Here is a 12,294-nt window from a genome sequence, read left to right on the forward strand (position 1 = left end):
ATTTTTTATCATATAATATCAAATATATATATTAACTCTATAATAGTACAAAAGTGATTGAATAATTTTAAACTTGTAAAATACTCAATTAAAAATGCACTATTATAGATTGACTCTATTAGTTATTGGTTTACTCCCAATAAGTAGTTAGCATAATATATTACAAATTTTTTATTTATAAATTACTAATTACCACTTAAGTGCTCGACATCCTTCACATGGTCCCAAACAGTGACCTTCACATGAAGTACATGAGTTTGAGCAACCTATAACACAACCACTACCACAAAAAATCAAAGGATTAATATCCTGTGATTTGTTTTGTAAATCCTTTTTTACATCTAATTTCATAAAATTTCTCCTTTCATTTTATTATTAATTAGGCGTTTGTGAAACGCCGCAATCCGCATAAATGCGGGATATTTTTTGTTACAAAATAAAATAGCTCCTCACTGATTTATGGTAAAATTGAATTGACAAGAAACAAAATCACCATTTCCTCGGAAAGGAGTTACATATACATGATATCATATAAACAGCTTTCTTTGGCAGATGTTTATTCTGATTGCAAAGAAAAATTTGAAAGCAACAAATGTCAGTTTCTTTCTTTACTTGAAAATAGTATTGATCTTGATGATTTGGTTCCTGTTTCTTTCATAAATCATTTTTACGCTTCCACCAGAAGGCCTCGTAAATATAAGCTTTATGCCATGATTCGTGCTTTGATTTTGCAACATATTTTTTCTATCCCTATAGACTCTCTTTTAATCATTTTTCTTAAGTATTCTCAAGAGTTAAGGGATTTCTGCGGTTTTCTTAAAGTTCCTGATGCTTCTAAGTTTACTCGTTTTAAACAAGACTTCCTTTTGGACTTACAATACATGTTCGATTATCTGGTTGATATCACCGAACCGATATGCCAACAAATTGATGCAAAACTTGCTTCTATGACTATTTTTAATACTTCTGGTATTGAAGCTTTCGTCACTGAAAATAATCCTAAATACGCTAACCGCATCATAAAACAACTTAAAGCTTTTAAGAAGGTACATGGTTTGGATGATTCTTATGATCCTTATAAAGCTGCCTATGGTTCTATGCCTTCACATGCTGCAGCTAACCTAGCCATTCAGCAAATGTACATTAACGGGTATTTCTGCTATTCTTTTAATTTGGTATTATAACCAACGGTCTTGGCATTGTAAGAAACATTTCGTTTTACAATAAAAATTTTCTTGAGACTCATCCAGATATTGTTATTGAGAAAAAATCTGATTCACCTGATGAGGATAAGTCTCTTGCTGATGCTAAAGCATTTATACCTGTTCTTAAGGATTTTCTTGAAAAACATCCTTTGATAAATCCAAAAACCTTTTTAGGTGATGCAGCCTTTGACAGCATTGAAATTTATCGCTACCTTTTGCAGGAATTAAAGTCTGAAAAAACATACATACCTCTAAAAACTAAGCTTGCATCAGAAGAATCTGATTGTCCTTTAAACGAAGATGGTATTCCCTGCTGCCCTCATGACCATTCACTACCCATGAAACGAGAAGGAAGCAAAACACACTTACGTTCAGGAATTCCAACAATGAAATTCGTCTGTCCTAAAATGAAATGGATCTACAATAAAGAGACTAAAAAAGTCGACGAGTAACTTTATGTGAAAACCCATGCACGAAATCATCTTGTGGCAGAATGTTCTACATTTATCCTGGAAAGAATCTGCGTGCATATCCTAGAACCACTCGTGGTTCTGAAGAATGAAATTATACCTATAGAATTCGTTCTGCTGTAGAAAAAAGCATTGATTAATTTAAACATAGTTACTGTATTGCTGGCCGCAGAACACATAATGAAAAAACTCTTCATGCTGACTTGCTTCTTTGCAGGTATAACTCAGCTAATAACGGTTGTTATATCCAATAAAATACACAAGTATGATATATTCGAAGGCTAAAACCATTGATTGCGTAGATATTAGCTATACTTAAATTTTCAATTAAGCATAGTTCTATTTCTTGCACCATTTTTTTCAATTTAACTATTCCAAATCGTAAAAATTTGCCTTTAATCTTCTAATTGCATTTTTGAAACTTCTAGTCATCTTTTATTGATTTTTACCAGTGAGTTTCGCAATTACCTATATTATTAAATAATTACGTAGCATAAGATAAACAACTATATTTACATCCTAAACACTGTCCAGTACAAGTTAATGTGCATGTATTTGTACAAGGTAATCCACAATATCCGCTACAAGGTCCATAACAACTTCCAGAACAAACACATCCTGATAATGAAGCATTGTTTTCACCTGAATATACATCTTGTTTTTTATCAAGTTTCATTTTTTCACCTCCTTCTAATTCTTAAAAGTTTACTGTTAAGTTCTTAAGCATCATAATAGATACCTTGTTTATCAAAATCTACATTTAATTTTGAAGGATCATAAGCTATATCATATTTTTTTAATATATTAGTCCACCATAAATCATAGGATTTTGTTGCACTTGAAAAGTCACTTCTTAACTTATTATAAAACCAATTATTTTCATCAATATCCAGTTGTGATTGAGTTAATGTAATTAATAATGATTTTAATGAATTAATCTTTTCAAAATGTATTACTATTTCATTTCTTTCTTCTTCTGTAATATTTACCAACAGCTTCTTTCCCATCTATTTATTCCTCCAAATTATTATTTATAAAAATGCTTTTATATTGTACGGATTAATATTTTTAGTAGCAAAAAGTTTTTGAATAGGATCATTAATGTTTGAATCGTGAAGTTTATTATAATGTTCTAATGTATAACTGTTTGGATTTATCTTATTCAATAGACTTACAGCAATAGATTTTTCAATCATAGATAGTTTACATTGCATTGAAGAAGGTGTATTAAATTCATTAGTTAATTTTTTATTCAAATATATGCATCTATTGCAATTAAACATATCACATCCCTTACATATAGGTGCAGAATCTAATTTAAACAAATTAGGTTCTTTAATATTAACGCCATTTTCTAAATCTCCTATATAACTTTGCTTATTATCAAAATAAAATTTAGGACAGACATATATTTTTCCATTTGGTGCCAATGCAAAAGTATGACTTCCAGCATTGCAATTATCCATTAAATCTAATAAAATAATATCTGTTAATTTATTAAACTCTTTAGGCTGTCCATTCCTGTAATAATCCAAAATAATATCTGATACTTTTTCTAATTCACCTCTATATAATTTGTAATCAATATCCTTAGATTTTATTTTTAAATTTAAATTTATTCTATAATAATTCTTAAATGCCTTTTCAACTAAAGTATGTAAAGTATCTAATTTAAATTGGGACACATTTAAAATACATATATCTATATTACTATTAGAATTTAAATTAAAAGCAATATTTTCTTCATCAATTACCTGTATTTTTTTGCAATTGTTATTTCTTATTGTAGTATTATTTTCATATATTTCAATTCTATTTATATATGAAAAATCATTTATATCCATGATATTATCATTATTCTTAGAATGTAAAATTATTGGCATATAAAAATTATCCTCGCAAAATTTTATTCCATTTTTAATAATGTCCACTGGCATCTTTCTCGAAATTTTCATAGAATCATAATCACAATATTCTACACAGTTGTCATCCATTATAAAAAATAAATAATTCCTTTTATCTAATTTATGATTTCGTTCTATGGCGAATGTTTCTCTTAATTTATCCCAATAATAATCATTAGCCCTACATCTTGCTTTATGCATTTTACATATAAATTTTGCTCTTTTATAGTTTGTAGGAATTTCCGAACTATCATAATTAAACCCTTGACACCAACCACACCCTTTTGCAATTTCACAATCTATACATTCATTATCACTTTGTGTCTTAGTAGTCACTCCTATGAAAGGCCTTACTTTATCAAAATCAATTCCATCGTTTATATTCCCAATTGTATAGCCTTCATTATTTTCCATGCAAAAGTCAGAGTACCTTAAGCAAGGATATAAATTTCCATATGGATCTATAGAAAGCATTAGACCTGCTCCACAATTATTTCGATTTAGATCTTCTTTGTTATAAGGACGACCAATACTTTCATCGAATAACGAAGTATTATAATAATTCCATAACTTATTATCTATTATGTAATCAGCCAATTGTTTTAGTTGCTCCTCAAAAATCAAATCATCTCCGTCCTTCCAAACGTCTTCAAATACAACGTTAGCAGGAACATCTTTTATACCTAAATTCCATAAATGAATTATGCTATCTTTTACATATTTTAAATCACTACTGCCTATAGTTACTTTTGTTTGTGCGTTATTAGGGAATTGACTTAACCATAAAGGTATATTTTTAACAACATCATCATATGAACCATGTCCATCTTTATATACTCTCTGTAGATCATGTTTAGTTTTAGTACCATCAATTGAAATTCCTATACTAACTTTATTAGGATTCTTTTTTAGGAACTGCTGCACTTTATCATTATTGTATAAAATACCATTAGTTGATATACAAAATCTATACATATAAGCCCAAGGATGGTTTTCCTTAAAAGTTTTCATTTTAATATAATCTGCTATTTTATCAATTACATCAATCTCTAATAATGGTTCTCCACCTATAAAATTCCAAATGACAGCTTGACTTTTAAATATATTTGAATTTTCTATAATATAATCTACAGCTTTTTTTGCAACAGAGAATGGCATACTTTTCTTATTATTTTTATGTATCTCATAACAATATTTACATCTAAGATTACAATCTTCTGTAACTATAAAGGTTATATCATAAGCTTGTCCATCCATCCAACTCTTTATTTGTGTGCCAAGTTTATATTTATCATTCATTTTATTACCTCCTTGCATTTAATTCAATTATAGTATAATTACCTAGATTGCATTATATTTAGTATATATTAAAATCAATGTAACAATTTCATTATATATGTTGTTACATTTTTGATCAACTGTTTTTAATCAACCGATTTTTACATTTTATTTATTTATATTATTTATTTCTACATTTTATTTACTTATATTATTTAAGTGATATAATAAATAAAGATTGAACATTAAATCTTGTGAGTCTTACAAATCACATAAATTTCACATTGATATTTTTCATTATAATTACAACTTTTATATATAATATTAAAAAGTTTTTTAATGATAATTTTTATGAGCAAGGGACTTTTGGTATGTAATCATTATCATAGATCTGCACAAAACAAATATTACTTTTTAAAATTATATGAATTGTTTTGTATGGTTTTTCATGCCAAGATTCTTTTGCCTTATTCGCTTTTACAAGATTCCAAAATCAACTCAAATAAAAAGTTAAGGTGATATTAATTATGGAATTTTTAACTCCTGGACAAAAAATTAGGAATATAAGAATAAAGCTAAATATGAATCAACAAGATTTGGTTTCAGAAAATATAACAAGACCACTTATAAGTATGATAGAAACTGGAAAAAGAAACTTAACATATGATACTGCCAATACCATAATGGGAAAATTTAATAAAAAAGCTAAAAAGTTAGGAATTGATTTGAACATAGATATAGACTATTTACTAAGGCATCAATATGAAGATGCTAATATATATTGTTTGCAAAAACTTAAAAACAATAATATAAATAATGTTATTAGCGAAGTTCTTCAGATATCAGATAAATTTAACTTGTTAGAAGTTAAAGCTATAGCATATAAAGCTATGGGGGATTTATACTTTGATAACAAAAGTTTTATAGAATCTTTTATTAAATACATTAACTCCATAGATGTTTATAAAGAAATAAAAAAAAATGAAGATATACCATATCTTTATTGGAAAAGTGGTCTTTGCAAAACTTATTTACTACAATATAAAGAAGCTTTAACTTATTTTAATCTTTCACGTTATTATTCAATACTTTATGATAATAACAAAATTAGAACAATTTCTTTATATCATATAGCTGAATGTTATATAAAGTTATATGATATAAATTCAGCTAAAATTCATATAAATAATTATTTATATGAATTTAATAAATATAACAAAAGTAAAAATTCAAATTATTACATTAATGCTAATATTTTAAGGGCTAACTGTGATGAAATTGAAGAAAGATTTGATAGAGCTATAGTTATATATAAGTCTTTGATTAGCGAAATTCAAAACTTTGAAAGTCCGTTATTAGGTATTATTTATAATAATTTAGGATTAGCTTACTTTTATAAAAATGAGTTTAACAAAAGTATTAAATATTTTGATATGGCTATAGAACTTAGGACTAAGCTAGATAAATTTAATTTATCACATACACTTATAGAAAAATCAAATATTTTATTACATGAAAAATTATATACTGAAGCTATTAAAACATTAGAATTAGGATTAAAATACGCTGAAATGTATAATGATATTCAATATTTAGTAAAAGGAAACTATATGCTTGCAAATGTATATAATGCTCTAAACGATAATAATAACTTAGAAAAGATATATTTAAAAATTGCTGTTTTACTACAAAATACCGATAGTTTAGATATTATTTTAATATATAATAAACTATTAAATATCTACTTGGATCAAAATAATTTCTCACAAGCTAAAAAGTATGCATTATTATGTCAGGATTTAATTAGAAATAATGTAAATTTACTATATTGTAAAGGCATGTAAATAGACTATCTAATTTTGGTAAAGGAAACATATGATAATATGTGTTATAAGGGAATATGGCAACACATCCATTAAGCTAAATTAACGTGAGTTCGAAAATATAATCACTAATATGGATAAACTTTCCTAATAAAAACACAAAAAAGTAGTCCTGTAAACACATGGCTTAATTTTCCACTTATATTAAAGCAATGCGTTTATCTATTTTTAAAGATGATTTCTTAGGAAGAAAGCTATATGCAGCTAAACCTGCAACAACATTTACCATAAAATTAACAAAGCTTCTATGATTGCTGTGTTCTATCTGGCATATGTTTTTCAGATGATCATTTATGGTTTCAATAATGGCTCTCTTCCTTAAAAGAATTTTATCTTCCATCGGCACAAGCTTGTTTTTCATATTTTTCTTAATCTTTGTTATTACCTGTATGCCTTTAGGATACAAAATATCAAATATCTTTTGAGAGAGATAGCCTCTATCACCAAACAGTTTTCCAAACAAATTTTTCGTTAGATTCTGAATAGTATTGGTTTCTCTATTATCTACATTTCCAGGGGTTAAATGAAAAGAAAGAATTTCTCTCTCACATCATTAACCACAAGATGAAGTTTAAATCCGTAAAACCATCCTGTTGAACTTCTGCCGAGTTTCGCAATTTCTTTAAAAACCTTATGCAAATAAATTCTCCTGTTATTACATACATCTAATGCTGTAGAATCTATAAAGGGAATTCGTTACAGTAAAATATTTTTAGGTAAAATTTATTATACATTTATAATATAATGGAAAAAACATGTGTAAAGCCTTATAGTTGTGTTGCTTTAGTTAAACTGTATATTAAATATACAAAAAATAATTATAACGAAAAAGATAACATTCTATTAACAAAGCTTTAAAAACGTTGAAAATAGTATGTTTAGAATATGGGATTTATGTAAATATTTTTACCTAAAACTTTTTGACAGTGACGGAAATTCCTGTGCACTTGTCAGTCCTAAATTTTACCATGTATAATAGTAATGGAATTAATGCTTCCTGCATTAACTCAACAAATCTATTATAGCTCACAAGCTTGGGAAAATAAGGTTTAAGTACAAGTAGAAACATGTTCTTTATAATAGGTTTTAAAGGTTCTATAACCTGATAAGTGAAAATATATTGTAATTGTCATAACTTCACTTAATTATAAAGTTTTACTTTTAATCATTATAAATTTACTGTCAGAATTATCGGTTAGGAAATAACTTTTACAGTAATTTTCAAGTCCGATACAATAATTGTCTACATCATAGAATATTGCTATCAATAAATCTTGCATATAATCCCATCCTTTTTTATTTTGTTTGTTTCGTCACTTACAATAATAAAACAAAGGAGGGATTTTTTATACCTTAAAATTTTTCCATCGAACTCACGTTATTTTATATAAATTTTTATATAAAAAGTAAATATATAAAAATTAATTCGTTTTATATAATACTGTATTCTGCAATTAATTTTAGGTCAAAATATAATTAAAATTAGACCACTCCATTCAGTGAAAATTTCCAATCTTAAACCTTAGGCTTGTTCTTTACAATGAGGATGCATATGATATTTTTATCATCAAAACTAGTATATATCTTGCCTGCTTTGCACACTGGCTTTAAATCATATGCATGAAGGCTCGTTGTAAAGAATTTAAAATTAGAAATTTTAGCTTCTAACTTTAGAAGAGTTTTAAATTACAAAATACAACTATTTATAGGTATTAATATACAAATACACAAAACATGTAACTAAGGGCTAACCCATAAAATTTTATATGCGTTTGCCCTATTATGGTTTCAATAATATAAAACTAAACAAACGCTTTCAACTTTCTATATGCAGCTTTATATCTGACCTACGGACAGTAAAAAGGTGCTATTAGGATAGAAAAAGAAGATTATGCAAAAGTTAAATAAGTTACCAATGGAAAAGTATAAAAAAATATAGCCAAGCTCTAAAATATAAGTTAAATTTATAGCAACTTATAAAAAAGGAGAGCTGGCTATGATAAACAACCAAGAATATATTACATCAGAATTAGAAAAAATACTATACAAAATATTACCCATAACTGCTAAAAGATTGAAGAACCTAGTTTATATAATAATAGGGATTATATTATCAAAATCAGTTGTAATCTCAGATATTTTTGAAAAGCTAAAAGATGATTTCACGGGAGCAACTGAAGAAAGTAAAATAAAAAGAATATATAGATTTTTTACAAGTTCATCAATAGACCCAGAGTATTTATACAGCCTTTTTATTGAAGAAGTACTAAAAAAATATATAAAGTTAAGCAGCAGCAATAAAGTAATTATAATATTTGACCATACGACTATTGATAACAGATTCTTAATATTAAAATTTTCATTAAAAGTAGGTAAGAGATCAATTCCCATATGGTATAAAATATTTAGGTATGGTGAAAAAGGCAATAAGAGTTTTGAACACATAAAACAGGGATTAAGTGAACTCAAGGAGATATTTGCCCCTTATGATTATGAGATTATAGTTCTTGCAGACAGGGGTTTTAAAAGTATAGATTTATTTAGATTCATAGACTCACTTGGCTTTAAATATTGTATTAGATGTACTAATGATATGCTTGTAAAAATAGAGGGTAAAAAGGAAATTAAGTATTTAAGAGATATAACCCCTATGAAAAAAGTCGTAAGGAAATTTAACGGAGTTTTTTTGAGTGCTGAAGAATATGAATGTAATATAGCAGTATGTAAGGCAGAAGGGTCAGAAGATACCTGGTATCTGGCAACTAATATGGACAGTAAAAAAGCCTTGAGAGAATATAAAAAGAGATTCATAATAGAAGAAATGTTTAGAGATTTAAAATCTAATGGATTTCATGTGGAAGGTACATGGACAGAAAATATTGTTTATTTAAAGAATCTATATCTATGCTTAAGTATAGCATATACGTGGATAATAATATTAGGGGCAGATTGTTCTAAAAATAAGAAAAGCAGAATTATAGGTGCAACCAAGAAAATAAAAAATAAAGTAACTAGAATATACAGTCTGTTTAGAAGTGGATTGACATGGTTTAACAGATGTTATGATTCTAGTAGAAAAAAGTATAGACTTAAATTTAATTTTGTGCTTTATGATATATAGTATGGAGAAGCAGTATATTCTATGGTTAAAAATGAAATATCTACCTTAAATTAAAGGACAAGTATACCTATACTAATTTACATAAACTTCATTTATATTAATATATACACTTTTTAGGTTATTAATGAAATTATACTACATGTATTTATATTCCTAAATGTAATTTCTGTGTAAATTATTTATTATTTATCCAAATAACTGTCCGTAAGTCAAAGCTTTATATACCCAAAAAGATTTGCCAGAAGCAGGCTACCTGTAACAATAAATACACTGCGGATTCCAAATCGTGATGCTATCTGGCCACCTAGTATTGAACCGCTGAAAGTACCAAGATACTGTGCCGATATACTAAATCCAAATATTCTTCCTATCAAATGCTCCGGGCTAATCTTTCTAACTATTACATTAACTGAAGGAGTCAATCCTGCAGTTGCAAGTCCTAAAATAAATCTGAGCAGCATAAGCTGCCATGGATTTTTTACAAAGGCTTGAGGTATAAATACAATTCCCGCTGCAATAAGTGCTATAAGAATAACTTTTCTAGCTCCAATTCTGTCTGAAAATTTTCCAAGTCTTGGTGCCGCTATTATGCTGGCTAATCCTGATGCTGAAAATATAAGCCCTGAAATCAGTGCCACATGTTCAGAAGAATGGGCAAGCTTAGTAACATACACCGTTACAATAGGTTCTATGGAATAAAGAGCCAATTGCAAAATAAAAGATGTTACAAACATAATTACTATCAAATTATGCTTCTTTAATATTAAGCACCCTTTTTTCTGAAGGTATAAAATTCTCTTTAACAAATACGGCTGTGGTTATAAATACAATCATCATAAGAGTTCCAGTTACAAAAAATACACTTTGCAGTCCCAGAACCTCTTCTAGATATCCTCCAATGGTAGGTCCTATAAGTGAACCCGATACAGAAGCTGTAGAAAGTGTTCCAAGAGCAAAGCCTACATGTTCCCTTTCAGTCTGGGTAGCAATTAATGTAATACAAGCTGTACTATACCCTGTAATAACCCCCTGAAGCAGCCGTAGCACTATAAGTTGATAACCATTATGTGAAAATCCCATGCAAAATATTACAATTGACATTCCCAAACTGGCTCTCAAAAGCATTAACTTTCTTCCATATTTGTCTGCGGCTTCACCCCAAATTGGCGAAAAAACAGCAGAAACTACAAAGGTAACACCAAAAGCAATTCCTGAAAGCTGCTCAATAGAATTTGTATCATGGATTCTAAGATACTTAATGTAAAGGGGCATCACAGGAGCTATCTGGCTCATCCCTATTAATGTTACAAACATACCAAACCAACAAACTATCAAATTTCTCTTCCAAATCTTCATAAATTAAGCCTTCTTATATTCACAGTGTTTAACTCTATCATAAATAATACCATAAACTTTTCTAAAAATATGCGTAAACTTACGCTTATAGAATAATATTTTTTCCCTATCAAGTGATTCTTAGGCTCAGGTGGAGTTTGCTTATAAGGAATACCTTTCTCCATCTGAACCTTATTAACAGTATTCTTAGTGTCTTTAGCACTTAGAATACCTTATCCTTTAGGGGAAGAACTTATCCAGGGGCGTAGCAGTGCTTATCCCCCACTTTGAAGAATATGGGGGTGTTAGCAATGGTAGCCTTCGGATAAAAACCTAATTGACAACAATATTAAAAAGTAGTACATTGTAAGTGAGTACTTACTCATTTATTTACATGGAGGTATAATATGAATTTTTCAGATGACAATTATGAAAAACTTTTTGAAGATTTTTTAAATGATAACAATTTAAGCGATAAAGAATTCACAGAAAGACAATGGCAAATTCTCAATGCGGCTATTAAAGTATTTTCTCAAAATGGCTATGGAAACAGCAGAACCAGTGAGATTGCAAGAGAGGCATCTGTGGCTGAAGGAACAATATTTAGATATTACAAGACAAAAAAAGATCTACTTATGGGACTTATAATTCCTTTTGCCACAAAATTTATGAAACCACTTGTACTGGAATCTGCAATAAAAATAATGGAAAGCAGTGAGGATAAACCCATAGGTGAAGTTTTAAAAGAACTTATGGCAGATAGAATAGAACTTGTGAAAAAAAATCTTCCACTGATTAAAACTGTTCTAGTGGAGGCATCCTATCATCCGGAACTTTTAAGTGTACTTAAAGAACAAATAATATCTAAAGCTTTTCCTGTAGTTGAAAAATTTATAAATGAATATGTTAAGAAAAATGAGCTACGGAATATTGATTCTTCTTTGATATTACGAAGTATAGTAAGCATTATAGGAGGTTACATATTCTTGAGTAGTGTTTTTCCTGAATATTTTGCAGGAGAAGGAGACAAAAAAGAAATAGATAAATTAATGGATATTTTGCTCAATGGTATTAAACAAAAATAAGAAGGGGAGGCAG

The 12,294-nt window shown here is 28.1% G+C and carries 10 protein-coding genes and 3 pseudogenes; 4 read left to right on the forward strand and 9 right to left on the reverse strand.

What is annotated here, in order from left to right:
* Window positions 1-189 precede the first annotated feature (189 nt).
* Window positions 190-351 carry a hypothetical protein gene (locus tag AB3K27_RS19860; RefSeq protein ID WP_368489026.1) on the reverse strand — a complete coding sequence of 54 codons (162 nt, stop codon included), beginning with the start codon at window positions 349-351 and terminating at the stop codon, window positions 190-192.
* Window positions 352-521: 170 nt separating this feature from the next.
* On the opposite strand from AB3K27_RS19860, the pseudogene AB3K27_RS19865 reads away from it, so the two are divergent.
* A pseudogene (locus tag AB3K27_RS19865) lies at window positions 522-1,815 on the forward strand (transposase).
* Between the two features lie 344 nt (window positions 1,816-2,159).
* Here the strand turns inward: AB3K27_RS19865 and AB3K27_RS19870 are convergent.
* Genes AB3K27_RS19870 through AB3K27_RS19880 form a run of 3 tightly spaced genes read right to left on the reverse strand, consistent with a single transcriptional unit; the run spans window position 2,160 to window position 4,878 of the window.
* Window positions 2,160-2,351 carry a hypothetical protein gene (locus tag AB3K27_RS19870; RefSeq protein ID WP_368489027.1) on the reverse strand — a complete coding sequence of 64 codons (192 nt, stop codon included), beginning with the start codon at window positions 2,349-2,351 and terminating at the stop codon, window positions 2,160-2,162.
* 43 nt (window positions 2,352-2,394) lie between these two features.
* Window positions 2,395-2,682, reverse strand: a complete 288-nt coding sequence (locus AB3K27_RS19875; RefSeq protein WP_368489028.1) for a CXXX repeat peptide modification system protein — start codon at window positions 2,680-2,682, stop codon at window positions 2,395-2,397.
* Window positions 2,683-2,706: 24 nt separating this feature from the next.
* Window positions 2,707-4,878, reverse strand: coding sequence for a radical SAM peptide maturase, CXXX-repeat target family (locus AB3K27_RS19880; RefSeq protein ID WP_368489029.1), 2,172 nt, complete (start codon window positions 4,876-4,878; stop codon window positions 2,707-2,709).
* 506 nt (window positions 4,879-5,384) lie between these two features.
* Here AB3K27_RS19880 and AB3K27_RS19885 point away from each other — a divergent pair.
* The gene (locus AB3K27_RS19885) at window positions 5,385-6,701 is read left to right on the forward strand and encodes a helix-turn-helix domain-containing protein (RefSeq protein WP_368489030.1); all 1,317 of its coding nucleotides are present in this window, start codon (window positions 5,385-5,387) and stop codon (window positions 6,699-6,701) included.
* Between the two features lie 178 nt (window positions 6,702-6,879).
* Here the strand turns inward: AB3K27_RS19885 and AB3K27_RS19890 are convergent, their stop codons facing one another.
* The 4 genes and pseudogenes from AB3K27_RS19890 to AB3K27_RS19905 all read right to left on the reverse strand — a co-directional run bounded on the left by AB3K27_RS19890 (window position 6,880) and on the right by AB3K27_RS19905 (window position 8,020).
* The gene (locus AB3K27_RS19890; protein WP_368491296.1) at window positions 6,880-7,278 is read right to left on the reverse strand and encodes a transposase; all 399 of its coding nucleotides are present in this window, start codon (window positions 7,276-7,278) and stop codon (window positions 6,880-6,882) included.
* The gene (locus tag AB3K27_RS19895) at window positions 7,260-7,433 is read right to left on the reverse strand and encodes a transposase (RefSeq protein WP_368491297.1); all 174 of its coding nucleotides are present in this window, start codon (window positions 7,431-7,433) and stop codon (window positions 7,260-7,262) included. The genes AB3K27_RS19890 and AB3K27_RS19895 overlap by 19 nt, the downstream gene beginning before the upstream one ends.
* Before the next feature lie 310 nt (window positions 7,434-7,743).
* Window positions 7,744-7,882 (reverse strand): annotated as a pseudogene (locus tag AB3K27_RS19900) (IS982 family transposase); the annotation flags it as partial.
* 3 nt (window positions 7,883-7,885) lie between these two features.
* Window positions 7,886-8,020 carry a hypothetical protein gene (locus tag AB3K27_RS19905; RefSeq protein WP_368489031.1) on the reverse strand — a complete coding sequence of 45 codons (135 nt, stop codon included), beginning with the start codon at window positions 8,018-8,020 and terminating at the stop codon, window positions 7,886-7,888.
* A gap of 716 nt (window positions 8,021-8,736) precedes the next feature.
* Here AB3K27_RS19905 and AB3K27_RS19910 point away from each other — a divergent pair.
* Complete coding sequence (locus AB3K27_RS19910; protein ID WP_368489032.1) at window positions 8,737-9,861, forward strand: transposase; 1,125 nt, start codon at window positions 8,737-8,739, stop codon at window positions 9,859-9,861.
* 209 nt (window positions 9,862-10,070) lie between these two features.
* On the opposite strand, the pseudogene AB3K27_RS19915 reads toward AB3K27_RS19910, so the two are convergent.
* A pseudogene (locus AB3K27_RS19915) lies at window positions 10,071-11,217 on the reverse strand (multidrug efflux MFS transporter).
* 386 nt (window positions 11,218-11,603) lie between these two features.
* Here AB3K27_RS19915 and AB3K27_RS19920 point away from each other — a divergent pair.
* Window positions 11,604-12,281 carry a TetR/AcrR family transcriptional regulator gene (locus AB3K27_RS19920; protein WP_368489033.1) on the forward strand — a complete coding sequence of 226 codons (678 nt, stop codon included), beginning with the start codon at window positions 11,604-11,606 and terminating at the stop codon, window positions 12,279-12,281.
* The last annotated feature ends 13 nt before the right edge of the window (window positions 12,282-12,294 follow it).

This window comes from Clostridium sp. BJN0013, assembly GCF_040939125.1.
In the GTDB taxonomy this organism is placed as follows: Bacteria; Bacillota; Clostridia; order Clostridiales; family Clostridiaceae; genus Clostridium_B.

What these genes read in the sequence shown, in the direction of transcription:
- AB3K27_RS19860 (WP_368489026.1), bottom strand. Translation starts at nt 351, where the DNA reads ATGAAATTAGATGTAAAAAAGGATTTACAAAACAAATCACAGGATATT.
- AB3K27_RS19870 (WP_368489027.1), bottom strand. Translation starts at nt 2,351, where the DNA reads ATGAAACTTGATAAAAAACAAGATGTATATTCAGGTGAAAACAATGCT.
- AB3K27_RS19875 (WP_368489028.1), bottom strand. Translation starts at nt 2,682, where the DNA reads ATGGGAAAGAAGCTGTTGGTAAATATTACAGAAGAAGAAAGAAATGAA.
- AB3K27_RS19880 (WP_368489029.1), bottom strand. Translation starts at nt 4,878, where the DNA reads ATGAATGATAAATATAAACTTGGCACACAAATAAAGAGTTGGATGGAT.
- AB3K27_RS19885 (WP_368489030.1), top strand. Translation starts at nt 5,385, where the DNA reads ATGGAATTTTTAACTCCTGGACAAAAAATTAGGAATATAAGAATAAAG.
- AB3K27_RS19905 (WP_368489031.1), bottom strand. Translation starts at nt 8,020, where the DNA reads ATGCAAGATTTATTGATAGCAATATTCTATGATGTAGACAATTATTGT.
- AB3K27_RS19910 (WP_368489032.1), top strand. Translation starts at nt 8,737, where the DNA reads ATGATAAACAACCAAGAATATATTACATCAGAATTAGAAAAAATACTA.
- AB3K27_RS19920 (WP_368489033.1), top strand. Translation starts at nt 11,604, where the DNA reads ATGAATTTTTCAGATGACAATTATGAAAAACTTTTTGAAGATTTTTTA.